The following is a 22,827-nucleotide window of genomic DNA, read 5'->3' as shown; positions in this document are numbered from 1 at the left end:
CGCTTCTCTTATTAAAGACGTTCAAAAAACGGTGTGCGGGAGGAACCTTGACAGTTTCGTTCATATCAGGAGGCTCCAGGCACTCCCCGCGGAAAGCAAGTGACTGGAGCGAAAGGGAACGGGTACGATTTGAGATTTAAATTCAGCATAAAAACAGCCTGCCATTAAAAAGAGAGAGGAGAATGGATTCACGTCTCCTTTAGCTTGAGAAGGATTTCATCTCTCTGGTTAGCCATCAAGGAAAGCACTTGACCGCTAACCAGAAAGAAGAGCAGCGGTAGGTAAAAACGGTATGCGGGAGGAACCTTGACAGTTTTGTTCATATCAGGAGGCTCCCGGAGCTAAGCAAGTAACTGGAGCGCAAGGGAACGGGTAAACCTTCAAAAAAAAACAAAGAAGACCCCGGCAGAATGCCGGGGGTCCTTTAAGCCATGTTATGCAGTTGTGTTATTAGAATTTGCCGCCCATGTTAGATTGAGCGTAAGAAACTAAACGCTTAGTGATTTCGCCGCCAACAGAACCGTTAGCACGAGCTGTTGTTTCTGGTCCAAGGTTAACTCCGAACTCAGAAGCGATTTCGTACTTCATTTGATCGATTGCTTGTTGTGCACCAGGTACAACTAGTTGGTTTGAAGAATTGCTGCGTGATTGTGCCATGTAATAACACTCCTTGATGTAGTATAGTTTTTTTTGGGTTCTCTGGAGTTGCACCAGTGCATGAGGTTCATGGCCGTCTCGGCTAACCCACTATGTGAGTTGGCAGCGGGTTGTTCGTTGCTGTTACTAGGTATTATGGGTAGAATGAGCGGTATTATGCACGAACCTGAAATGGTAAATATTATGGAAAATTGCATGTTACATAAAGTAGAAGAAAGTAAGGGAAGATAGAAAAAAACTCATCCGCAGGTGATCAGAATGAATATGTGTCCGCTATGCAATGGATTCAGCGATGAAGCAGGCGCTGCAAGCTGTCCAAACTGCCAGACTCTGATGATCGATCATGGGAAAATGACAGATTACCTTGATGAATACAGTGCGTATATGGAGATAGATACAATGAAGCTGTTTGACGGAGTGCGGGAATCACTTGAAGCACACCGCTGTGTGCATTTGTTTTCATGTATGAACTGTTTGCATGAAGAGGCAAGGGAGATTCAGGAGTAAGTCTGCATAAAAAAACTGCCTGAGCTGTCTCAGGCAGTTTTTTTCGTTTCCGCTTTTCTTATTTCTCACTAGCAGGACGAATACGCGCTTCTGAATCTTTATCGAAGAAGTGAGCTTTGTTCATATCAAGCGCAAGCTCAATGATTTGGTCAGGTGCTACATCTGTGCGTGAATCAACGCGTGCGATGAAGTCCTGTCCGTCAATTTTAGAATAAAGCATTGTTTCTGCACCCATAAGCTCAGAAACTTCAATTTTAGCCTGAATTTTTGATCCTGCAGATGAATCGATGAATACCGGCTCATCGTGGATATCCTCAGGACGCACACCCATGATCAGTTCTTTTCCTACATAGCCCTGTTCGCGGAGGTACTTCATTTTTCCTTCTGGAACAGAGATGGATTGAGTGCCGATTGCAAACTTTCCGTCAGTCAGTTTACCTGTAAAGAAGTTCATGGAAGGTGATCCAATGAATCCTCCAACGAAGAGGTTCTCAGGCTTTTCATATACTTCTTTAGGAGCTCCTACCTGCTGGATGATGCCGTCTTTCATAACGACAAGGCGTGTTGCCATTGTCATGGCTTCTGTCTGGTCATGCGTTACATAGATTGTAGTTGTTTGCAGACGGTGGTGAAGCTTTGAAATTTCAGCACGCATTTGAACGCGAAGTTTAGCATCAAGGTTTGAAAGCGGCTCATCCATTAAGAATACTTTAGCGTCGCGGACAATTGCGCGTCCAAGTGCAACACGCTGGCGCTGACCGCCTGAAAGTGCCTTTGGTTTGCGGTCTAAGTACTGATCAAGGCCAAGAATGCGGGAAGCATCTTTAACTCGGCGGTCGATCTCGTCTTTAGGGAATTTACGAAGTTTCAGTCCGAATGCCATGTTGTCGTATACAGACATATGCGGGTAAAGCGCGTAGTTCTGGAATACCATCGCGATGTCGCGGTCTTTAGGAGCAACATCGTTCATGCGTTTGCCGTCGATTGAGAAGTCTCCGTTTGAAATTTCTTCAAGTCCTGCAATCATGCGAAGAGTTGTTGATTTACCGCAGCCTGACGGACCTACGAATACGATAAATTCTTTATCCTGAATATGAAGGTTGAAATCTTCAACCGCTGTTACTTTGTTGTCATATACTTTGTAAATGTGGTCTAATTTAAGCTCAGCCATGTGAATCCTCCTCTGAAGTGAAAGCGTTTTATTTATAGATTCAGTGTAAGCCATTTCAGAGGATAAGCCTATGGACAGGTTGCACAAAAAAATGTAAGGGTTTTCGTGCAACGTGTACAGAGAGTCAATCAGCCATTTGCTCGATGTACTTCATCATGAGGGAAACCGCTGCTGCTTCATGAAAATGCTTCACATCAAGCCCTGTTTTTTCAATGAACTTATCAATCCGGTACTGCACGCTGTTTCGGTGCATGTACAGTTTTTTTGCAGTAAGCGAGACATTCAGGTTGCATTCAAAGTACACCTTGAGTGTCTGGACAAGCTCTGTGTCTGTCAGTGATTCTGTCAGGAATTCCGAGAAGAGCTGGTCAGATACACTGCCGTTTAAAAAGAAAACGGGAAGAGCTTCTGAGAAGGTGATGCATTGTTTGATCCTGAAGGACTGACAGATCTCTTCAAAGCCTGTCTGTTCAGTTCGAATTCTCTCTTTTACCCCGGCATCAAGTTTGTTAAGCTGTCCGATGCAGACGTAAAGCTCGATGAAAAAGTCACTTGTGAACGAATCAATCCACTGGTCGATGCTTTCTTTATCAATAACGGGCTCGGGATGATCTTCAAAGATGATGCCCTTGTGCTGGCTGATCCAAAGAATAACAGAAGATGGAATCGATCCCTGCATCGCTTCTTCAAAGCTCTGCCTGTCAGAAACAGGCTGCCTGCTGAAAAAATAATAGCATCTGACCGCATCTGCAGAGGGGTTAAATGGGGGGCCGCCGTCCCCGTACAAATAGTGAAGCCACTTGAGAGAGCGCTCGCTGTGCTCTCCAAGACCAGGGTCATAGGGTGTATAAAGAGTTGCAAGCAGATTTTTTTCTTCTTCAGTTACAGCTTCGCTTAATATGCCGAAAACCTGGCCTTCATCTGTTTTATACCACTTGTAGCCTTTCTTTTCATGCGAAAAGGCAAGAGAAAAGGCATCTTTATAATGGGCTGCTAATTTTTCGATCATAGGCTGTCTCCTTTCTCTGCCGGTTAAAGGGTTCTGTCCTTATTATATAAAAAACAGAGAGCAGGCGATAGCCTAGCTCTCTGTTTTAGCCGGCGGCTCCTCCTGCTCGAGGTCGCGGGCTTCTTCGATATTTGCGGAGTGATATCTGCTGTGGACAGAACCTCCTGATAAACCTTCGTTGATCATCCGGTCGATATCCAGATAGGCTTTGTCCCGGCCCTCATACTCCGTATCTTTCAGTTCCTCTTTCATGGCTTCGCCTCCTTTTTCCCTATTGTGCGGAGGGGAAGCGGAAATTAACCGTCATAGACATGAAAGAGCATGAGTTCATGAATCTGAGACCTTATCGCCTCTTCATCTTCTGCTGCGGGAGAAGCCTTTTCCCATTCAATTTCACCGTTTTTATGATAGACCGCATCATAACGGATGCCTTTAAAATAAAAAGAAACCCTCCATCCAGGCAAATTTGCCTGTTTGAAAAGAGGCTTCCATTGGAAGTGTGTAATCATCAGCCATCGCCCCCTTGTACATTTATCTTAATGGAAGTCGGGGAAATTGGAAAGCGGTTCCTTTGCTGAGTTCAAAAAAGAGCGAAAGAAGCCTGCTCAGCCTTTTTTTCTCAATAGAAGCTTCATCAAAGGACATCGGTTTGCTGTTCAGTTCATAGATGACCGGGCCTTTCTCTGTCAGACCGATATCTGCAGAAAATTCCCCGATCAGCCCGAAGCTTCTGGAAAGCTCGTTTCCCGCTGTGCTCAAGATGGTCTGCAAGTGATCCAAATCAGCCTTTTCCCTGACAGATTCAAATGGAAGAAGAGTTCCTCCATATTTCATATGCGTTGTCGGATGGGCTGGGCCGCCTGCAGCACGAACACCAATGCCGGTTATCGTAAACTCACCGCAGCTTAAATGAACAAGTGCCCTTAAATCGTATTTTCTGCCCAGGAAGGTGTCTGAAAGAGCTTCTTCCTGGATCAGATACCTATTTAAAAAGGGACGGGAGGCAGTCCTTAAATCCTTATAGCAGGTGTCAGATCCGTCAGCTGATGTTAGCTTGAACCCGGCTGATTCTTTGCGAATCCGAAAAATCCCCTGGCCATGGCTGCTGTCCACCGGCTTTAAGTAGGTGGACGGACAGTCGTTCATAAAGGCCAAGATGTCATTATGAGACGTCACTTTGTGTGTCCGCGGGAGGGATGTATTCAGTTTCTGTTTCAAAAGACAATAGACATCCCATTTATTGAAGAAAAACGGGTTGAAGACCGGAATTTTTTCAGCTTTCATCCGTGTCATAAACAGACGATATCCAGTCGTTTCCTCTGCTGCACGATCCGGCAGCCGGTTGTAGATGACATGCGGCAGCGGCAGCTCGACCTTTGCCCACTGCTGATGCCTGCGGCTGTAGACAAAGGCGCTGACACCCGATTCATGAAAGGAACTCAATGTCACAACACAGCATAATTCCCCGGCTTTTTGCACATCATGCTGCAGACTTTTGAAAAAGGCGCCGTCTCCATGAAAGACCGCACCAGCTATTCCATCTCCCGCAAGAATACCGACAAGCGGCCGCCGCGCTGTCATGTATATAAAGTCTCCGGCTCGACAATCGCCTTCCTCGTTAAATACTTCGCGTATTGAAACGACAGCTCAGTAGAGATCCTGTCTGCTTCTCTGAGGTCAGGGTGTGAAAAGATCGATCTCCCTGGCTTTGAATTAGCTTCAAACATCCAGACCGCACCGTCTGTATCTATGCCAAGGTCAAAGCCGATTTCTCCTATGTGGCCGCTGGTGCCTTTGTCAATCTCCTCACTTAAAATAAGTGCCGCTTTCTTAAGTGATCGAAAGGCATAGTTCCGTTCAGCTTCAGTCTGGAAAAGCTCATGAAGCGTTCTGACAGCCCCTCCGTTTTCAAGATGAGTAGTGGCACTTCCTTTCCCTGCTACTTTCGCGGCGATGGCTGTTACTTGAAAACGGCCGCTGCCGTCTTTGTTGGTGTGGACACGAAAATCCATTTTCTGCTTCCCTGACTTCAGCAGTTTGATGCGCTGCTGGATGACATACTCATCAGGATTCCGGTCACCGAAGGAATGGGTGAAAAAGGCATCAAGAGACTGGTACTTCCGCAAAATGTTTCTGTCAGCGCCGGAGCGGTACCTGCTGTAGTACTCCTTTTTTTCCGGTTCATAAATAAGCTGAAAGATGCCGCGGCCGAGACTGCCGTTTTTCGGCTTTAAAAAGACACTGCCGCAGCGGGCAAGCATAGGGTGAATGTCTGACACGTCCGCACCTGGCAATGTTTCAGGCAAATAGGCTGATGCCTCAGGACTCGCAAGCAGGAGCTGATGAATGTTCCATTTGTCAAAAAAACCGGGATTAAACCAAGGAATCCCATATTCTAAACTCAAACGTCTTTTGATCTCCTGTATGGCCTGATGGTCTTCAATCTGCCTGTTTGGCAGACGGTCATACACAACATTCGGCATAGGAAGCGTGGTCCGCCTCCATCCATCGTCATCAAAGACACAGGCGCTGACTGTGCCCGAAAGCCAGTCAATGGAGTGACTGCCGAAAACGTACGCTGCCACGCCTGCATCCCTTTGAGCAGTCAGAAATTTCGCAAACAGGAGAGAACGGCTGCCGATCGGCCTCAAGATGGAATCCGTAAAACCAGCAGTGAAAATACCGATAAGAGGTCCGAAATAAACAGATTCACCGTGCACAAAAACCTGTGTTTTCTGAAGGGGAAGATGAAGGTGATCAAATAAATCCTTTGACAGTCTGATTTCATGTTTATCATGAAAATCAACCGTGCAGCCGCGTACTGAAGAACCAAAAACGGCCTGGCTGATTTCGCCTGCTGCTTCATGTTTGAAAGAAGACGGGAGGGTCAGCATCAAGGAGTCAGTAAAGCTCAGGCTGATTGGGTAACTCATAAAACACCTCCGGATTCATCTTTTTCTCTCCCGGTTTGGCAAAGATAAAGGGAGTAATCAATAATGGCGCGGGCCGACGGTCTCGGACCGGCTGCCGTCCGGTCATCCTGATGTTTAGAAGGTTTCGTGTTCACTTCAATAATCCAGGGACGTCCTTCCAAATCCACGGCAAGATCAACGCCGAATTCACCGAACAGCCCGCCCGCATACATGCTGAGTGCTTTTGACATTTCAATGGACAGTTCATTTAACAGCTTGCGGATGTGAAAAGCGTCATCTGCAGCAAATGAGTCTTCAAGGATTCGTTTAATGGGGTGCTGTGACCCGCCCCTTGCAAGGTTTGCCACGAATTGATTTTCAGCAGAAACGCGGGCAACCGCCGAAGTCACCGCCCATTCCGCCATGTTCCGTTTATGGCACAGAATCCTGAAATCAAGGGGTCTGTCCTGAAACGTCAACAGGCTTATGCCTTCCTGAATGATAAAAGCTTCCTCTTTTATTCTCGGATAAAGGCTTCTGAAAAGCTCATCTGCCGATACGTAATGCCTGAGCAGGTGGCCTGAGAAGGTCGAATAATCAAGCTCATAGCCTTCATCTGTCTGTGAAATCCGGAAGATCCTTCTGCCCAGGCTGCCGCTTGCAGGCTTTAAAAAAACGACGGGGAAGAGCCTCACCATCATTTCAAAGATCCCCTTTGAAGCAAGCAGTTCTGTTCTTGGCAGATGCGGCGCAAGTGCTCCGGCCTGACTTAGAATCTGATGGACTTCCCATTTGTTTAAAAACCGGTCATTGAAATAAGGAACTCTTTCCCGGATGAAATGAGAAGACATCTCCATAAAAGCTTCTGACTGCTCCAGCGCGCGGGAGTGAAGGCGGTTGTGAACAGCATCGGGGAAAGGAACTGTGCTTTCCAGCCATTTGTCCTGAAAAAGCGTATACCCCCGCATTTCGGATTTTTCATAGCCTGAAAGATCAAACACATAAAAAAGGACACCTTTCTCAAGACTGCAGGAAGCAAGCTCCCTGCAAAAGCCATCCATTTTTCCAAGTGACTGAGGCAGTCCTGCTTTTACACATTCTGTCAGCACCGCAATGACAGGTCCAAGCTTGACGGTTTTCACTCTCCGGTCATACGTCATGCTGACGGCAAATGGGTGCAGCGGCAGGGAAAGTTCATTCAAAAGCTCCGGATGGATGGAGACGAGAGAATATTCTTCCCTTATACTTACGAACTGTGCAAAAAGACTATTCCTCCCGCACATCACCCGGACTCTTGCGCCGGCAGGAATGTTCAGCGCTTCGCGTAAAGACCGGCTGATATAAATGCATCTGCCCGGCAGTTCCTTGCGTGCGGCCTTAATCTGAATTTTTTCGGTCACCATACAGAACCCTCATTTGCTCACTTTTCTAACAAGCTCTATAATATTCCTATAGGCAGAAGCTGATAGAAGCATCTTATGAAAAATTACTCAAACGGTGAGATTTTGGAAGGTAGATGAAGATGACAGCATTAATGACAATCGTATTCATGGTCGTGATTGGAGCGGCAATCGGCGGGGTAACAAATCATCTCGCCATCAAAATGCTATTTAAGCCGCATGAAGCAAAGTATCTATTCGGGAAAAAGGTTCCGTTTACTCCGGGTCTGATTCCTAAACGACGTGATGAACTGGCAGATCAAATGGGGAAAATGGTTGTGGGGCACCTCCTCACTCCGGACGGCATCAAGCGGAAGCTTGCTAATGAAGAGTTTCATCAGACACTGACATTATGGACAGCCAAAGAAGCGGAAAAGCTGATTTCAAGCAGCAAAACCGTGACGGAGTTTGCAGCAGATTTTGGCATAAAGGACCTGGATGACAAGGCGGAAAGATGGCTTAAGGATCTGCTGGGTGAAAAAATAGCAGAAAAAACAGCTCATTATAAAGATCTTTCCATCAAAGAAGCTCTCCCGGAAACACTTCTTGAGAAAATTCAGCAGTCCATTCCGCAGGCCGCAGATTTTATCCTGAAAAAAGGCAGTGACTATTTCCAGAGCGATGAAGGTAAACAGCGCTTGAGACGGATGATTGATGATTTTCTGGCAGAAAGGGGCATGCTCGGCGGCATGGTCCAGATGTTCCTCGGAAACACAAGTGTATTTGACAAAGTGCAGCCGGAAGTTCTGAAATTTCTCCGCAACGGGGAAACAAAGCGGCTGATTACATCTGTCCTCGAAAAAGAATGGGCAAACATACAGAATCTGAATGTTGGCGAAGCGGCAGAAAAATTCAGGCTCGAAGATCTTGCTGATGCAGCACAAGAAGCCATCCTCAAAGAAATCGGCATCAAAGAGCGGCTGAACGCACCGGTTTCACAGTATTTAATGCCTTACTCTGAATGGATACAGGAGGACCTGATTCCAAAAATGACGGCAAAAGCCGTTGATTATCTGCACAACAACCTGGATCACATGCTTGGACAGATGCACCTTCACGACATTGTCAAAGAACAGGTTCAATCTTTTTCTGTATCACGGCTTGAAGAAATGGTGCTTGGCATTTCAAGACGCGAATTTACGATGATCACGTATCTTGGCGCATTGCTTGGCGGTCTGATCGGAGCACTTCAGGGCATTATCGTCATGCTGCTGAACTAGCGCAATGGGCACGAAATGAAATTCCGGGAATAGTCTGTTATAGTGGTAGGAGCCTGCATAAAAGGCGAAAAGATGTTAGGAGGACAATTATGTCTGCAAATGTATATGATTTAGGCTACAGCCTTGAGAAAGCACTTCGCGATAGCGATGATTTTAAAACATTAAAAAACCTTTATGATGAAGTGAACTCAGACAGCTCGGCACGCACGCTGTTTGAAAGCTTCAGAGATGTTCAGCTGAACCTTCAGCAAAAGCAAATGTCCGGCCAGGAAATCACACAGGATGAAATCGAACAGGCGCAAAAATCCGTTGCCCTCGTTCAGCAGCACGACAAAATCTCAAAGCTCATGGAAGCAGAACAGCGCATGAGCATGACAATTGCAGAACTCAACAAAATCATCATGAAGCCGCTTGAAGAGCTTTACGGGAGTCTTGAGCAGTAATAAAAAGAAGATGTGACTTACGTATTTGAGACATTGGAAAATCCGAACTAGCAATAATTAGTTCGGTTTTTTTTATGTGAAAGGAACTTTCTAAGAGGAGCTATCCTTTTTAATGTTGAGCATGTGATATTTTATCAATCAGATCCTCGTTAGTGGCGCCAATCCTTGTAGTGCTGCCACTTTTTTTGGAGAAGGATCCTGGTTAGTGGCATCACTCGCTGTAGTGCTGCCACTCTCTTTGGAGAAGGATCCTGGTTAGTGGCATCACTCGCTGTAGTGCTGCCACTTTTTTTGGAGAAGGATCCTGGTTAGTGGCATCACTCGCTGTAGTGCTGCCACTTTTTTTGGAGAAGGATCCTGGTTAGTGGCATCACTCGCTGTAGTGCTGCCACTTTTTTTGGAGAAGGACCCTGGTTAGTGGCGTCACTCGCTGTAGTGCTGCCACTTTTTTGGAGAAGGATCCTGGTTAATGGCATCACTCGCTGTAGTGCTGCCACTTTTAACGGAGAAGGATCCTCGTGAGTAGCGCCATTCCGTAATAATGCTGCCATCCCCCATCGACGCTTTAAAATTCGATTTTTCGAAATAAAAGAACTATTTAACCGCTTACATTTTTTCGCGGAAAGCTCTTGTCAAAACGGAAAAAAATTGTAATAATAAATGTAAGCGTTTTTATTATACCTATTCTTTGGTCTGCGGTTATGGGGATGACCGGCAGTGCCGTTTTGCGTTCAGATCCTGCGGGTAACAGGACCTGAAACAATGGGAGAAAATCAAATATCGGGGTTTTAACTTATAGAACAGCTCTGAGGCACATGCCTCAGAGCTGTTTGCGTTTGTGCGATTACATGGCTCTTTCCTTTTCTGTTAAGGCATATCTGCTTTTCTATCGTTCTATTTCAGTTCAAAAGGACATATTCCTATATTAGAAATCAGACATCAGCTGAAGGGGGATTCACTGTGATCTACCGACTACTGGCATTAAATATTGACGGAACCCTGCTCCGTTCAAACGGCCGTCTTGAACCTTCAACAAGGGAAGCGGTCCAATATGTGCAAAACAAGGGAGTTTATGTGACTCTCGTGACAAGCCGCCATTTTCAGATGGCAAAAAAACTTGCAAAGGCACTGAAGATAAATAATTTGCTTGTCACTCACAGCGGAGCGTTTGTTTCTGATAAAGTGGACAGATCGCTGTATGAAAACAGGATCTCAGAGGAAAAGACATTCAACCTCGTTCAGGTGCTGGAAACGTTCGACTGCAACGTGCGCATTGTGCACGAACGGTTTTCGCTTGGCAACCGGAAAAAGGTATCTTCTTCTATTTTGGGGAAAACGCTGCTGAGTCCGAAAGATCCGCTTTTTTATCCTGTTCAATTCGTCGAATCGCTTGGGGAAAATTTAAGGGATGAACCGCTCGCTGCACCTAAGCTTGATGTTTATTTCTCTGAGACAGAGTCATGCCTTGAGGCAGAGAATCTTCTTGCCAATGCGTTTGAAGGTATTACAGTAAGAGTGAAGAACCCTTCCATGCTTGAGATAACAGCAAAAGGAGTTTCAAAGGAAAATGGTTTAAGGCTGATCGGCCAGCATCTCGGCATTGCACAGGAGGAAATGGTTGCAATCGGTGATGCAGGGGACGATATGAACATGATTGAGCTCGCAGGTTTGGGTGTGGCAATGGGAAATGCTCCGCATTCTGTAAAAAAAGCAGCGGACTGGATAACAAGAAGCAACGATGACCAGGGAGTTGCCTACATGGTCAAAGAGCATTTCAGAAAACAGCACCGCATTGAATTTTTGGATAAACTGAAGGTGGACCGTTAGGAAACCGCAGCCGGGAGCTGCGGTTTTTTCATTGTTAACCAGGAAATTACAAAGAATAAAAGGCTGTGGATAACATAACAAAGTTATCATCGGCAAGCGTAAGCTCCTAGATCCTCTGTCAGAACAAATCCGTCAAAAAAGGCGGGACCCGGACTTTTCCGCCGGATTCTTATCTGCCTATCGGATCTGACCAAGGCGCTTCCGCTTTTGTTCTTTTTCCTCCAAAAGCATTTGTAAATTCTGTGTTAATCTGTATCCCTTTTAAAAGGATTTTTATAGATTAATAAGAAATACGTAAGAATGCTGAAAAAGGAGGCTCATCATGATAAACAAAGCAGCAGTCCGCAAGCCGTTTCTGATGAAAATGTGGGAGCATTACCCGAAGCTCTGGAAGGGGCTGATTGATGCAGGAATCCTGCTGAAATACAAAACGCTTGATATCAGGAAGCTTCCTGACAAAGTGGTCATGCCCTCGTCGAACGTCCTGTACGTTGACGCAAAGGAAAATCGGGGGAGGGCACTGCTGATCAGCGGCGGCGTCACGCAAAAAAGACTTCTGTCTTTCTGGGAAAACGCCGTAACAATCCTGCAGCCGGATACCGTTATAGACATTGGCGTCAACTACGGAGAATGCATCTTTTCCGTTCCTTACCCAAAGCAAGCCAAGATTTACGGGATAGAAGCAAACCGCAATTTGCTTACATATATCCAAAAGTCAAGGGATGCTCATCCTAATTCAGCGCAGATCAGGATCATTCATGCGTTTGCATCTGATAAAGACGGGGAGGAAAAGGAATTTTTCGTTGATAACCACTGGTCTGGAACTTCTTCTGCTTCTTATAAACCGTCCCACAGTATGATTGACCAGGTCTCAGTAAAGGCGATCACAGTTGATTCGCTGTTTAAAAATGACTTGCAGGACCAGACGGTTCTCTTCAAAATTGACGTGGAAGGGTACGAAGCGTTTGTTCTGAAAGGCATGAAGCGTCTTTTTGAACAAAGCCGGTGTGTTCTCGGGTTTATTGAGTTCAACAGTGAATACTTTGGAAAATCAGGAGTGGACGTGAAGGAGTTTTTCGCCTATTTGAACCGGTATTTTACAATCTACGTCTATCAGGATAACGATACTTTAGTAAAAATGAAAAATCTCACAATCGATGACTTGTACAGCATGTTTGATTCCCGGTATGTTCATACAGATCTATTGCTTACAACCAATGAAGAGCTGGCAGATTCCCTTGTTTGAAAGAGGGGACTGCATACAGCTCTTTTCATTTTTTGAGAAGGGATTTCGCGTTATGTTTAGAAATAATAAAGTACCATTATTTTTATTTTTTTTTGCTGGCGTCTCTCGGTCAATTACATCGTTTTGAATGACTAACTAAAGAAAGAAGGGAAAGAGATGAAAGGGGATTTCTTTTCAAACTATGAAAAGTTCATTATTGTGCCGCTGGAAGAACAAAATGCTAAGCAGGAATTCACTCCTTCCGACTATCCGTCTCATTATATCCTGACCCTGTCGCTCTATGATGCGCTTGTTGAAAACTGGAATGAAGCTGCTAAATTCGAAATAGACATAAAAGCCGGTCTTGAGAAGGTATTGGAGGAGTTTAACAGGAAGCATGGCGATCATTATCATTTGCAGGTGCTTGAGCTCGATTCTGATAAACCGTACTTTGTTCTCGCTTTTTCAAGCAAATTGAAAATCGAGAGCGAAGAAGCAGACAGCAGAATCGCCTATGTGCTTGAAATTCTATTATCCAATCATCTTTATGTGGGCCAAAGCTGGTACAGGCTGATCGGTGACAAAGGAAGGATCAAGCGCCAGCTTTTCAGCTACTCGTTTAAAGAATACCATGTCATGGAATCTGCCGGCGTATAGGACCATTCTTTTGGTGAATCCTCATGGACATGATATTATGTAGTGAGCTGAAAAGGTATAGGAGGATTCACAAAATGGATATAAAATTAATTGCACTGGACATGGACGGCACCCTTCTGAATGAGAAAAAAGAAATTTCAGAAGCGAACCGCACCGCTATAAAAGCAGCAGAAGAAAAAGGGCTGCACGTCGTGATCAGCACAGGAAGAAGCATGGCGACACTAAGAGACCTTGCTAAATCTCTAAGTCTAAAATCATACCTTGTTACTGTAAACGGAAGCGAAATCTGGGATGAGCATGGTGAACTTGTTCACAGAAGCATTGTGGAAAACGACGCAATCACTTGGATGTATGATCTTTCCAAAACACACAAAACCGGATACTGGGCAACAAGCACAGAGCGGGTTTTCTTTAATGAGATGCCGGAAGATCTGACTGCCTATCAATGGCTGAAGTTCGGCTTTGAGATTGAAGACGACAAAGCCCGCGAGACCATCCTGAAAGAGCTTCAGGACAGAGGAGAGTTTGAGATCACCAATTCAAGCCTGACAAACCTCGAGGTCAACACGATGGGCGTCAACAAAGCGCGCGGCATTGAAAAAGTGTGCGGCCTTCTCGGCATCACAATGGAAAATGTCATGGCGTGCGGAGACAGCATGAATGACATGGCCATGATCAAAGAGGCAGGACTCGGCATCGCCATGGGCAATGCACAGGATACCGTCAAAGAGGCTGCCGACTGGGTAACACTGTCGAATGATGAAGACGGAGTCGCTGAAGCGATTAAAAAATATGTGCTTTAAAAATGAACAGACGGTTTAGCGGCCGTCTGTTTTTTCGTTGTTAAGGAAATTCTACGTCCAGCGCAAGCGCCTAGATCCTCTGTCAGAACAAATCCGTCAAAAAAGTCAAACCCGGACTTTTCTGCCGGATTCTTATCTGCCTATCGGAGCGGGTCTTGGCGCTTGCGCTTTTGTTATTAAAATTGACCGCACGCTCCATGTTTTGTACACTAAAAGAAGTTTTGAATCCAATAAAGATAAGGTGAGAGTCTTGCGTTTTTATATAAATGGCATAGAAGATGAACGTCTTCACCGGCCGCTGCAGTTAATATCAAACTTGTTTTATGAAGAAACCGAGCTGTTCTTTAAAGAGGAAGAAGCCGATATCCGGATTGCCTACGAAGTGGAACGGAAAAACGGAAGCGTTTCTGTAAAAGGCGTGCTTTCCGGCCAGGACGGATATAGCGGGGAAGCCCGGCATGAAAAAGTATTATCCGGACAGCTGACGGATAAAGAGATTTTTAAACAAATCAAGCATACCCTCGTATACGTGCATCTGAATCTTCTTCAGGATTACACCGGAATCATTCAGCAATGGGGAATTCTGACTGGAATCAGGCCGACGAAGCTGCTTCACAAAAAGCTGCGCGAAGGCATGTCCAAAGAAGAAGCACACCGCATGCTGAAAGAAGAGTATTTAATTTCAGACGAAAAGATCGCGCTCATGCAGAGGATTGTCGACAGACAGCTGAGTGTTGTGCCTGATCTTTACGACTTATCAAGGGAAGTCAGCATCTACATCGGCATCCCGTTCTGCCCGACAAAATGCGCCTACTGCACGTTTCCTGCCTACGCCATCAACGGCAGACAGGGTTCTGTTGACTCCTTCCTTGGCGGACTGCACTACGAGATCCGCGAAATGGGCAGATGGCTGAAGGAAAAGGGCATTAAAATCACGACCGTCTATTACGGAGGCGGCACTCCGACAAGCATTACGGCAGAAGAAATGGACATGCTCTATGAAGAAATGTACGCGGCATTCCCCGGTGTCGAAAACATTCGGGAACTGACCGTTGAAGCAGGCCGTCCGGATACGATAACAGAAGAAAAGCTGGATGTGCTGAACAAATGGAACATCAGCCGCATCAGCATCAATCCTCAGTCCTACATTGATGAAACGCTGAAAGCGATCGGGCGCCATCATACCGTTCAAGAAACCATTGATAAGTTCCATTTAGCAAGAAAAATGGGCATGGACAATATCAACATGGATCTGATTATCGGACTTCCGGGTGAAGGAGTGAAGGAATTTGACTACACCCTGTCTGAAACCGAGAAGCTCATGCCGGAATCACTGACGGTTCACACGCTTTCGTTTAAACGGGCATCAGAAATGACGCGCAACAAACAAAGGTATAAAGTGGCAGACCGCGGAGAAATCGAAGAGATGATGAACCGCGCTGTGCAGTGGACAGATGCTAATGGCTATACGCCATATTACTTGTACCGCCAGAAAAATATCCTGGGCAACCTCGAAAACGTCGGGTACGCGCTCGAAGGCCAGGACAGCATCTACAACATCATGATCATGGAAGAACAGCAGACCATTATCGGAATCGGCTGCGGTGCTGCGAGCAAATTCATCCACCCTGAAACAGGAAAAATCACGCAATTTGCAAATCCGAAAGACCCGAAGTCATACAATGACAGCTTCAAGCATTATACAGAAGAAAAAATCAGGCTGCTTGAAGAAATGTTTGAGTCTTGAGACTTTCCTTTTTGTGAAGGAAATCCTTAACTCACAACTCCGGCTCTAATTAAAATAAGTACACGAATTCACACCGCATTTAGCGGTGTGTTTTTTTGGAAGCATGATTACTGGAATGTGTTCTGCTTAATACTCAATGACAATCTCTCCTTCGCCATTTGGAACTTCGAAACGATTCAGGAAACCAGTTAGTATATCCTCTGTTATTGGGAAGGCGGCATTTGCGTCAAACCGGTTGCTTCTCACCTTTAGACGATTAAGTAAATCAGCATGACTCACTTTCAAATAAATAATACACCATTTACCTCCGGCAGCTTCAATTAGCTGCTTATATTCAACCCTTTCAGCCTTTCTCCAAAAACTGGAGTCAACCACTACTTGTTCCTTATTGTGAATTAGCCTTACTAATTTATTCCGTAACCTTAAATGAGCCTGATTCAGATATTCTCTATATTTTTCAATTGGATAATCAATTCCGTACCGGCCATTGGCAGACCAGACTTCTTCATCTATAGAAAGGCGTACAAAACCCGACTTTTCCAGTTTTTGAGAGAGGGTCGTTTTTCCAGAACCGGCTAGTCCGCACATTATTACTACTAAAGGGGTAACATTATCTTTCTCACGATAAAGGTAATCTAATGCAGATTTCTCGAACACATGAAATCCCCCTTTTTTCATCAGATTTATTAAAATTTTTAAGGTATTCTGTGCTGTATGATTATGTTCCTTCTTTCATCTAACTCCCCTTAAACGTGTTATTTACAGGTTTACACCACAGACGGGACGCCAATAAGACTCAGTATCCTAAAAATTTTCAGCTCATCCTCCTAACATCAGACATCTCCTGCCTGAATAGCTTTAAGGAGTGAGAGGAGGCAGGAGATGATTAAACGATTGGGCGGATGTCTGCTGTTGTTTGCGTTCATGCTTGCCGGCTGTTCGGCCGATCCTGTTCAGGAAGAATTGCTGACGTATGTAAATGATGTGCTTCCTGAGGTCACCGAAAAAGAAGTGTCGGCCATTACAGCCTATGACAGTGTGTCAGGAGATAATTACACAAGTGATGATGTCATGTATTCCGTGATGGTGGATGAAGTATCACCCGTTTACAATTCCTTCATTGCCGACCTGGAAGAAGTAGAAATTGAATCAAAAGAGCTGAAAGTGCTTCATGAGCACTATATCGAAGCAGCCAATCTTCAGCATGCAGGATTTATCCTGATCATCGCGGGCCTTGAACAGCAGGATCGCGGAAAAATCATTGAAGCAAACGAAAAACTTGCAGCTGCGCGTAAAATGATCAGAGAGTACACCGCAGACCTCGAGGCGCTTGCTGAAAAACATGATGTGACGCTTGAGGAAGAGTATTAAAAAGGAAATCTATAAAACAGCACTAAAAAACCGCAACACAAATCGTTGCGGTTTTTTAGTTAGATGGGATGAATCAGTAACTAAAGATAAGTTTAAGAAGTTGACTGATATTGAGAAATTGTGCTTTTTTATAGTCGCTGAAGATTAATCGTAAATGACAGCTTGTCCTTGTTCACGTAACTTTTTTAAAGTTGTCAGCATGTGATTGATTTGTTCTTCCGAATGTCTTTCCCATGAACTTAACTCAGCTATTATTTTCAAAGGAGCTTTAGACCTGTAAGAACGAGTTGGATTTCCAGGAAATTTTTTGTCGGTTACATTCGGGTCATTTTCAAAATCTCCTAATGGTTCAACGATATATATTCTTTCTTGTAATTTAGATGATGCTAATTCAGCGCCCCATTTAGCGGCATCCAGTGTTGCAGTGAAATAAATATAGTTGGATTTTTTGTCCTGGTAATTTGATAAATGCTGGGGTTCTAATAGATCTCCAATTTTCAGTGCTGCTTTCGTACCGTGAAAGAAAGGACCATTATCTAACGCATTTTTCTTATCACTCATACTGATACACCTCTTTTTTTGTATTTGTACATAACAGTATAGGACGGGACCTGCAGAAATAGTAGTCTATAAATAATGTTTAATTAGGAGTATAATATAAGTAGAGAGAATGAGAGAGAACGGCATATACCCTATGATTTAGTTCTTTACACCAGCCAGCCGGCTGGTCATTTTTTTGTCTTTTTCTAAGATTTGCATTAGGAGGCAGATGGAAATTCTCAAGTAACTTACACATTTCTGCAAGTAAAACCCCGATCTCTTCAACTAAAATGTCGTGTTATGCAAGTAATCAGACAAAATCGGCAAGTAAAAGAAAATGCAGGCAAAAATCGATGCATTTCAAAATACAAGTTTCCCAAAACTTACAAATCCATTGAAGGAATTTTCAGAAAAGAGAGGAATGTTATTAAAGGGCATACATAGAAGTCACACTTGTTTTGTAAACGCTTTCTATCTAAAGGAGGAGTTTCCATGTATTCAACAATCGGCCGAGTGTTTGATTTAACTGCTGAAAAATACCCTTCAAAGGAAGCCATTTACGATGTACGCAGAGGCATCAGATGGAGCTATTCGGAGTGGCAGAAGGAAGTAAATAAGCTTGCCAATGCATTCCTTGATGCCGGCGTTAAAAAAGGGGACAGAATATCAACCTATTTATTCAATACAATCGAGCTTGGCACGGCTTATTTTGCCAGCGCAAAAATTGGAGCTGTCATCAATCCGATCAACTTCAGGCTGAAGTCACAGGAAGTCGCCTATATTCTGAATGATGCCAAGCCTGCCATTGTCCTGTTTGAGCGTGCTCTGCAGCCGCAGATTGACGAGATTCATTCGCAGTTCAGCGAAATCTCCTTCTGGTTTATCGACAATGAAGCACCTTCCTATGCGGTAAGTTATCACGAACAGGTGAAACACGGAAACAGCCGGCTTGAAGAGATGCATATTACTGAAAATGATCTGTATGCGATCATGTACACTAGCGGGACGACTGGCCGCCCGAAAGGCGTGCTTCACAGACATCGGGATATGATTGAGCAGAACCATGTGTGCATTGCCGCCAAAAGACTGACTAAGGACGACAGAGGCCTTGTAGCAGCACCGATGTTTCACTGTGCAGAGCTTCACTGCTGTTTTCTTCCGAGGGTACAGGTTGGCGGAAGCAACGTGATTCTGCACCATTTTGAGCCGGAGCTTGTGCTGCAGCTGATGGAAGAGGAGAAAATCACCGTTTTCTTCGGTGCGCCGACGATGTGGAATATGATGCTGCAGGAAAAGATTGAAAACTACGACTTGTCTACACTCAGACTTGGCTTGTACGGTGCCGCTCCAATGGCTCCTGCCCTTGTTAAGCTCTGCAAGGAGAAGTTAGGAACAGACTTAATCCAGGCTTACGGCATGACCGAAATGGGACCTGCTGTCACATTCCTTTCAGAGGATGAGCAGCTGACAAAGGTGGGATCTGCCGGCAAAGTGTGCTTTGGACATGAGCTCAGGATTGTAAAACCAAATGAATCAGGCCCGTCAGAACCTGATGACGTTCTGCCTCCAGGCGAGGTCGGCGAAATTATCGTCAAAGGACCATGTGTGATGGCGGGGTATTTTAATATGCCAGAGGCGACTGAAAAAGCTCTTTACAAAGGATGGTATCATTCGGGAGACCTTGGATTCCTTGATGGGGACGGTTTTCTTTTTGTAGCCGACAGGGTGGATGACATGATCATCAGCGGCGGAGAAAATGTGTATCCTCGTGAAGTCGAGGATGTTCTGTTCGAACATAAAGGAGTGCTCGATGCAGCCGTTCTCGGTGAACCGCATGAAAAATGGGGCGAGTGCGTGACGGCCTTCATTGTGAGAAAAGAAGCCGGATTAACAGAAGAGGAGCTTGATGAGTTCTGCAGAACAAGCGATAAGCTCGCGCCATATAAAAGGCCGCGGAAGTATCATTTTGTGGATGCATTGCCGCGAAACGCAAGCGGAAAAATCCAGAAATTTTTATTAAGGGAAAAACTTGCTGAACAGCCAAGCGCATAAAACAGGGGGATGAACGAAATGGCAGCTTCGTATTTGCAGAAAGAACACCATATTTTCAGGGAATCGCTGAGAAAGTTTTTACAGAAAGAAGCCGTCCCGTACTATGATGAGTGGGAAAAAGCCGGGATGATCCCGAGAGAATTATGGATCAAAATGGGGGAGCAGGGGTTCCTGTGTCCATGGGCAGATGAAAAATACGGCGGGTCAGGCGTTGATTTTTCCTATTCCGTCATTATTAACGAAGAGCTTGAAAAAGTGGGGTCAAGCTTTATCGGAGTGAGTCTTCACAATGACATTACCGTGCCGTATTTCGAGTCTTACGGCTCAGAAGAGCTTAAAGACCGGTTCATGCCAACGTGCGTGACTGGAGAAACAATCACAGCCATCGCCATGACAGAGCCGGGGGCGGGGTCTGATCTCTCTGCAGTAAAAACAACCGCTAAAAAACAAGGAGACTATTATCTTTTAAATGGCGAAAAGACCTTTATTACTAACGGGATTTCATCTGATCTGGTGATTGTAGTCTGCAAGACAGATCCAAAGGCAGTCCCAGCGCATAAAGGCATCAGCCTGATCGTAGTAGAGAGGGATACTCCGGGCTTTAAAAGAGGCAGAAAGCTTGAAAAAGTCGGGCTACATGCCCAGGACACAGCTGAACTTATTTTTGAAGACTGCAAAGTGCCTGCTGCGAATCTATTGGGTGAGGAAGGAATGGGATTTTATTACTTAATGGAAAAGCTGCAGCAGGAACGGCTGCTTGTTGCAATCGGTGCGCAGACTTCAGCAGAAAGAATGCTCAGCATCGCAAAAGACTACACAAAGCAAAGAAAAGCGTTCGGCAAATCAATCAGCGATTTTCAGACCGTTCAGTTCAGGCTCGCTGAAATGGCCACTGAAATTGAAATTGGCCGGACATTTCTTGATTCGGTCATTGAAGATCATCTTGCAGGCAAAAATGCGGTCACACGCGTTTCCATGGCCAAGTACTGGATCACCGACATGGCTAAAAAGACAGCCGCTGAAGTGATGCAGCTTCATGGGGGCTACGGCTACATGGAAGAGTACGAGATTGCAAGAAGGTACAGGGACATACCTGTTTCCGCCATCTATGCAGGAACAAATGAAATCATGAAAACCATCATCGTTAAAAATATGAATCTTGCATAAAAGGCAGAGGAGGATTCTTCTATGAGCATACAAAAAATTGCCGTCATTGGCTCTGGCCTGATGGGAAGCGGGATTGCCCAGGCATTTGCAGCAGCCGGGAAAACCGTTTATTTATACGATCTTTCAGAGCAAGTGCTGGGAAAAGCACTTGCCGGCATTGAAAAGAGTCTCTCCCGTTTTGTGAAAGCAGGACATCTGACGGATGAAGGGAAATCACAAGCTCTGGCAAACATTGAAACGTATACGGTGCTTGCAGATGCAGTAAAACAGGCAGAGCTTATTGTAGAAGCTGTTCCTGAAAATCTCGAGCTGAAAAAGAACGTTTTTTCCGAGCTTGATGGATGTACCGACTCAAATGTCATTCTGGCAACAAATACGTCTGAGCTCAGCGTCACAGCAATCGCTGCCGCAACGAAAAGGCCGGACAAAGTGATTGGCATGCACTGGTTCAATCCGGCTCCTGTCATGAAACTGATTGAAATTGTAAGAGGCGTGGATACGTCAGATGAAACAATTGAAGTCATCAGACAGCTTTCTGAAGAAACGGGGAAAGAAACGGTGCTTGTTAAGGACGCTCAGGGGTTTGTCACGACAAGGGCTCTCTCTGCCCATATGCTCGAATGCATCCGCATATATGAAGAAGGAATTGCAAGTGCAGAAGACATTGACAAAGCAGTCAGGCTTGGGCTGAATTATCCGATGGGACCGCTTGAGCTTGCCGATCTGGTCGGCCTTGATACGATGCTGTTTGTAAGCAACGGCATGGCAGATGCTTACGGAGACAGGTTTCTTCCGCCGCAGCTGCTCAGAAAACTTGTTGAGGCGGGGCATTACGGACGCAAAACCGGAAAAGGATTTTACACATACGGAGGGGAGAAAAAATGACCAGGGACGTAGTCATCGTTGAAGCTGTCAGAACCGCAGTGGGAAAAAGAAAAGGGGCCCTGCGTGAAACACACCCTGTTCATCTTGCTGCAGCCGTGCTTGATGAAGTAGTGAAAAGAGCCGGCGTTTCCAAAGATCTGATTGAGGATGTTGTGATGGGCTGTGTCTCTCCCATTGCTGAACAGGGATTCAACATTGGCCGGCTCGCTCTCCTTGATGCGGGATTCCCGGTCAGTGTGCCGGCCGTTCAAATTAACCGGATGTGCGGCTCCGGCCAGCAGGCCATCCATTTTGCATGCCAGGAAATCCGTTCAGGCGATATGGACATTGTCATTGCAGGAGGTGTGGAAAGCATGACAAAGGTGCCGATTTTAAGCGATGGAAATGAGCAGACCATTCCTGAGAGCCTCCATCAAAAATATCATTTTGTCCATCAGGGAATCTCCGCCGAAATGATTGCAGAGAAACATGGGATTTCACGGAGAGAGCTTGATGAGTACGCATTAAGGAGCCATCAGCGGGCGCTCGCTGCGATAGAAAAAGGACTCTTTCAATCTGAAATTGTGCCTTTAAAGGGCCTGAATAAAGACGGGGAAGAGATAGACTTCGATCAGGATGAAGGACCGCGGGCGGATACATCACTTGAAGCACTAGCAGGCTTGAAAACGGTGTTTAAAGAGGATGGTGCGGTCACGGCCGGAAACGCAAGCCAGATGAGTGACGGGGCAGCCGCTGTATTGCTCATGGAGGCAGAAAAAGCGAAAGAGCTTGGCCTCAAAGCAAAAGCAAGGATCGTCGCTCAGGCAGTTGTCGGATCTGATCCGACCTACATGCTTGAAGGAGTGATCCCGGCTACGCAAAAAGTGCTGCAGAAAAGCGGATTAACTGTGAACGATATCGACCTTTTTGAAATCAATGAAGCGTTCGCGCCAGTTGTACTTGCATGGCAAAAGGAAACTGGAGCGGATCTTGATAAAGTGAACGTAAACGGCGGCGCCATCGCACTCGGACACCCTCTTGGCGCAACGGGCGCCAAACTGATGACGTCTCTGATTCAGGAGCTTCACAGAAGAGAAGCAAGGTACGGACTGCTGACGATCTGCATCGGTCATGGAATGGCAACCGCAACGATCATCGAGCGAATGTAAAGTTATCTGAAAATAATATCAATTCAGTCTGGAATGAGCTATAATAA

23 protein-coding genes are annotated in these 22,827 nt (G+C 45.4%); 13 read left to right on the top strand and 10 right to left on the bottom strand.

Annotated elements, in window-relative coordinates; all coding sequences use genetic code 11:
• Positions 1-450: 450 nt before the first annotated feature.
• The gene (locus ACTSEZ_RS20810; RefSeq protein ID WP_029283608.1) at positions 451-657 is read right to left on the bottom strand and encodes an alpha/beta-type small acid-soluble spore protein; all 207 of its coding nucleotides are present in this window, start codon (positions 655-657) and stop codon (positions 451-453) included.
• A gap of 258 nt (positions 658-915) precedes the next feature.
• Here ACTSEZ_RS20810 and ACTSEZ_RS20805 point away from each other — a divergent pair, with 258 nt between their 5' ends.
• Positions 916-1,164 (top strand): hypothetical protein, encoded by a 249-nt coding sequence (locus tag ACTSEZ_RS20805; protein ID WP_369736144.1) that lies wholly within the window; start codon positions 916-918, stop codon positions 1,162-1,164.
• A 58-nt stretch (positions 1,165-1,222) separates the two neighbouring features.
• On the opposite strand, the gene ACTSEZ_RS20800 is transcribed toward ACTSEZ_RS20805, so the two are convergent.
• From ACTSEZ_RS20800 to ACTSEZ_RS20770, 7 genes are all read right to left on the bottom strand, one after another.
• Complete coding sequence (locus ACTSEZ_RS20800; protein WP_369736143.1) at positions 1,223-2,335, bottom strand: ABC transporter ATP-binding protein; 1,113 nt, start codon at positions 2,333-2,335, stop codon at positions 1,223-1,225.
• 124 nt (positions 2,336-2,459) lie between these two features.
• Positions 2,460-3,344: a PucR family transcriptional regulator gene (locus tag ACTSEZ_RS20795; RefSeq protein ID WP_369736142.1), complete on the bottom strand. Its 885-nt coding sequence runs from the start codon at positions 3,342-3,344 to the stop codon at positions 2,460-2,462.
• A 72-nt stretch (positions 3,345-3,416) separates the two neighbouring features.
• Positions 3,417-3,596 (bottom strand): hypothetical protein, encoded by a 180-nt coding sequence (locus tag ACTSEZ_RS20790; RefSeq protein WP_369736141.1) that lies wholly within the window; start codon positions 3,594-3,596, stop codon positions 3,417-3,419.
• A gap of 44 nt (positions 3,597-3,640) precedes the next feature.
• Positions 3,641-3,853, bottom strand: a complete 213-nt coding sequence (locus ACTSEZ_RS20785; protein ID WP_029283618.1) for a YheE family protein — start codon at positions 3,851-3,853, stop codon at positions 3,641-3,643.
• 22 nt (positions 3,854-3,875) lie between these two features.
• Positions 3,876-4,925, bottom strand: a complete 1,050-nt coding sequence (locus ACTSEZ_RS20780; protein WP_369736140.1) for a YheC/YheD family protein — start codon at positions 4,923-4,925, stop codon at positions 3,876-3,878.
• On the bottom strand, positions 4,922-6,277 hold the full coding sequence (locus tag ACTSEZ_RS20775) for a YheC/YheD family endospore coat-associated protein (RefSeq protein ID WP_369736139.1): 1,356 nt from the start codon (positions 6,275-6,277) through the stop codon (positions 4,922-4,924). Before ACTSEZ_RS20775 ends, ACTSEZ_RS20780 begins: the two co-directional genes overlap by 4 nt.
• The gene (locus ACTSEZ_RS20770) at positions 6,274-7,659 is read right to left on the bottom strand and encodes a YheC/YheD family endospore coat-associated protein (protein WP_369736138.1); all 1,386 of its coding nucleotides are present in this window, start codon (positions 7,657-7,659) and stop codon (positions 6,274-6,276) included. The genes ACTSEZ_RS20775 and ACTSEZ_RS20770 overlap by 4 nt, the downstream gene beginning before the upstream one ends.
• Positions 7,660-7,778: 119 nt before the next feature.
• Here ACTSEZ_RS20770 and ACTSEZ_RS20765 point away from each other — a divergent pair, with 119 nt between their 5' ends.
• The 7 genes from ACTSEZ_RS20765 (at position 7,779) to ACTSEZ_RS20735 (ending at position 15,617) form a co-directional block, all read left to right on the top strand.
• Entirely contained in the window at positions 7,779-8,915 is a 1,137-nt protein-coding gene (locus tag ACTSEZ_RS20765) for a DUF445 domain-containing protein (RefSeq protein ID WP_369736137.1), read from the top strand.
• An 89-nt stretch (positions 8,916-9,004) separates the two neighbouring features.
• Entirely contained in the window at positions 9,005-9,358 is a 354-nt protein-coding gene (locus tag ACTSEZ_RS20760) for a YlbF/YmcA family competence regulator (RefSeq protein WP_369736136.1), read from the top strand.
• Positions 9,359-10,318: 960 nt separating this feature from the next.
• Positions 10,319-11,185, top strand: a complete 867-nt coding sequence (locus tag ACTSEZ_RS20755) for a Cof-type HAD-IIB family hydrolase (RefSeq protein WP_369736135.1) — start codon at positions 10,319-10,321, stop codon at positions 11,183-11,185.
• 322 nt (positions 11,186-11,507) lie between these two features.
• The gene (locus ACTSEZ_RS20750; RefSeq protein ID WP_369736134.1) at positions 11,508-12,431 is read left to right on the top strand and encodes an FkbM family methyltransferase; all 924 of its coding nucleotides are present in this window, start codon (positions 11,508-11,510) and stop codon (positions 12,429-12,431) included.
• A 156-nt stretch (positions 12,432-12,587) separates the two neighbouring features.
• Positions 12,588-13,067, top strand: a complete 480-nt coding sequence (locus tag ACTSEZ_RS20745; RefSeq protein WP_369736133.1) for a hypothetical protein — start codon at positions 12,588-12,590, stop codon at positions 13,065-13,067.
• 74 nt (positions 13,068-13,141) lie between these two features.
• Positions 13,142-13,870: a Cof-type HAD-IIB family hydrolase gene (locus tag ACTSEZ_RS20740; RefSeq protein WP_369736132.1), complete on the top strand. Its 729-nt coding sequence runs from the start codon at positions 13,142-13,144 to the stop codon at positions 13,868-13,870.
• Between the two features lie 250 nt (positions 13,871-14,120).
• Positions 14,121-15,617: a coproporphyrinogen III oxidase gene (locus ACTSEZ_RS20735; protein ID WP_369736131.1), complete on the top strand. Its 1,497-nt coding sequence runs from the start codon at positions 14,121-14,123 to the stop codon at positions 15,615-15,617.
• Between the two features lie 126 nt (positions 15,618-15,743).
• Here ACTSEZ_RS20735 and ACTSEZ_RS20730 read toward each other — a convergent pair whose 3' ends face one another.
• Positions 15,744-16,274: a P-loop nucleotide/nucleoside kinase family protein gene (locus ACTSEZ_RS20730; RefSeq protein WP_369736130.1), complete on the bottom strand. Its 531-nt coding sequence runs from the start codon at positions 16,272-16,274 to the stop codon at positions 15,744-15,746.
• 225 nt (positions 16,275-16,499) lie between these two features.
• Between ACTSEZ_RS20730 and ACTSEZ_RS20725 the strand changes: the two genes are divergently transcribed.
• The gene (locus ACTSEZ_RS20725) at positions 16,500-16,988 is read left to right on the top strand and encodes a hypothetical protein (protein WP_369736129.1); all 489 of its coding nucleotides are present in this window, start codon (positions 16,500-16,502) and stop codon (positions 16,986-16,988) included.
• 144 nt (positions 16,989-17,132) lie between these two features.
• On the opposite strand, the gene arr is transcribed toward ACTSEZ_RS20725, so the two are convergent.
• Positions 17,133-17,549 (bottom strand): NAD(+)--rifampin ADP-ribosyltransferase, encoded by a 417-nt coding sequence (gene arr / locus ACTSEZ_RS20720; RefSeq protein WP_369736128.1) that lies wholly within the window; start codon positions 17,547-17,549, stop codon positions 17,133-17,135.
• 471 nt (positions 17,550-18,020) lie between these two features.
• Here arr and ACTSEZ_RS20715 point away from each other — a divergent pair, with 471 nt between their 5' ends.
• From ACTSEZ_RS20715 to ACTSEZ_RS20700, 4 genes are read left to right on the top strand one after another with little or no spacing between them, the layout of a single operon-like run.
• Complete coding sequence (locus ACTSEZ_RS20715) at positions 18,021-19,580, top strand: fatty acid--CoA ligase (protein WP_369736127.1); 1,560 nt, start codon at positions 18,021-18,023, stop codon at positions 19,578-19,580.
• An 18-nt stretch (positions 19,581-19,598) separates the two neighbouring features.
• On the top strand, positions 19,599-20,747 hold the full coding sequence (locus ACTSEZ_RS20710; RefSeq protein WP_369736126.1) for an acyl-CoA dehydrogenase family protein: 1,149 nt from the start codon (positions 19,599-19,601) through the stop codon (positions 20,745-20,747).
• A 21-nt stretch (positions 20,748-20,768) separates the two neighbouring features.
• Positions 20,769-21,632: a 3-hydroxyacyl-CoA dehydrogenase family protein gene (locus ACTSEZ_RS20705; RefSeq protein WP_369736125.1), complete on the top strand. Its 864-nt coding sequence runs from the start codon at positions 20,769-20,771 to the stop codon at positions 21,630-21,632.
• Entirely contained in the window at positions 21,629-22,780 is a 1,152-nt protein-coding gene (locus ACTSEZ_RS20700; protein WP_369736124.1) for a thiolase family protein, read from the top strand. Before ACTSEZ_RS20705 ends, ACTSEZ_RS20700 begins: the two co-directional genes overlap by 4 nt.
• The last annotated feature ends 47 nt before the right edge of the window (positions 22,781-22,827 follow it).

Source organism: Metabacillus mesotrionivorans (assembly GCF_052171315.1).
In the GTDB taxonomy this organism is placed as follows: Bacteria; Bacillota; Bacilli; order Bacillales; family Bacillaceae; genus Bacillus_P.
Note: the sequence above shows the minus strand (reverse complement) of the source record. Positions and strands in the feature narration are given on the sequence as shown.

Coding starts and splice junctions, on each gene's coding strand:
- ACTSEZ_RS20715 (WP_369736127.1), top strand. CDS start 18,021: ATGTATTCAACAATCGGCCGAGTGTTTGATTTAACTGCTGAAAAATAC.
- ACTSEZ_RS20785 (WP_029283618.1), bottom strand. CDS start 3,853: ATGATTACACACTTCCAATGGAAGCCTCTTTTCAAACAGGCAAATTTG.
- ACTSEZ_RS20790 (WP_369736141.1), bottom strand. CDS start 3,596: ATGAAAGAGGAACTGAAAGATACGGAGTATGAGGGCCGGGACAAAGCC.
- ACTSEZ_RS20810 (WP_029283608.1), bottom strand. CDS start 657: ATGGCACAATCACGCAGCAATTCTTCAAACCAACTAGTTGTACCTGGT.
- ACTSEZ_RS20740 (WP_369736132.1), top strand. CDS start 13,142: ATGGATATAAAATTAATTGCACTGGACATGGACGGCACCCTTCTGAAT.
- ACTSEZ_RS20700 (WP_369736124.1), top strand. CDS start 21,629: ATGACCAGGGACGTAGTCATCGTTGAAGCTGTCAGAACCGCAGTGGGA.
- ACTSEZ_RS20750 (WP_369736134.1), top strand. CDS start 11,508: ATGATAAACAAAGCAGCAGTCCGCAAGCCGTTTCTGATGAAAATGTGG.
- ACTSEZ_RS20710 (WP_369736126.1), top strand. CDS start 19,599: ATGGCAGCTTCGTATTTGCAGAAAGAACACCATATTTTCAGGGAATCG.
- ACTSEZ_RS20705 (WP_369736125.1), top strand. CDS start 20,769: ATGAGCATACAAAAAATTGCCGTCATTGGCTCTGGCCTGATGGGAAGC.
- ACTSEZ_RS20805 (WP_369736144.1), top strand. CDS start 916: ATGAATATGTGTCCGCTATGCAATGGATTCAGCGATGAAGCAGGCGCT.
- ACTSEZ_RS20800 (WP_369736143.1), bottom strand. CDS start 2,335: ATGGCTGAGCTTAAATTAGACCACATTTACAAAGTATATGACAACAAA.
- ACTSEZ_RS20765 (WP_369736137.1), top strand. CDS start 7,779: ATGACAGCATTAATGACAATCGTATTCATGGTCGTGATTGGAGCGGCA.
- ACTSEZ_RS20770 (WP_369736138.1), bottom strand. CDS start 7,659: ATGGTGACCGAAAAAATTCAGATTAAGGCCGCACGCAAGGAACTGCCG.
- ACTSEZ_RS20775 (WP_369736139.1), bottom strand. CDS start 6,277: ATGAGTTACCCAATCAGCCTGAGCTTTACTGACTCCTTGATGCTGACC.
- ACTSEZ_RS20725 (WP_369736129.1), top strand. CDS start 16,500: ATGATTAAACGATTGGGCGGATGTCTGCTGTTGTTTGCGTTCATGCTT.
- ACTSEZ_RS20795 (WP_369736142.1), bottom strand. CDS start 3,344: ATGATCGAAAAATTAGCAGCCCATTATAAAGATGCCTTTTCTCTTGCC.
- ACTSEZ_RS20760 (WP_369736136.1), top strand. CDS start 9,005: ATGTCTGCAAATGTATATGATTTAGGCTACAGCCTTGAGAAAGCACTT.
- ACTSEZ_RS20745 (WP_369736133.1), top strand. CDS start 12,588: ATGAAAGGGGATTTCTTTTCAAACTATGAAAAGTTCATTATTGTGCCG.
- ACTSEZ_RS20780 (WP_369736140.1), bottom strand. CDS start 4,925: ATGACAGCGCGGCGGCCGCTTGTCGGTATTCTTGCGGGAGATGGAATA.
- arr (WP_369736128.1), bottom strand. CDS start 17,549: ATGAGTGATAAGAAAAATGCGTTAGATAATGGTCCTTTCTTTCACGGT.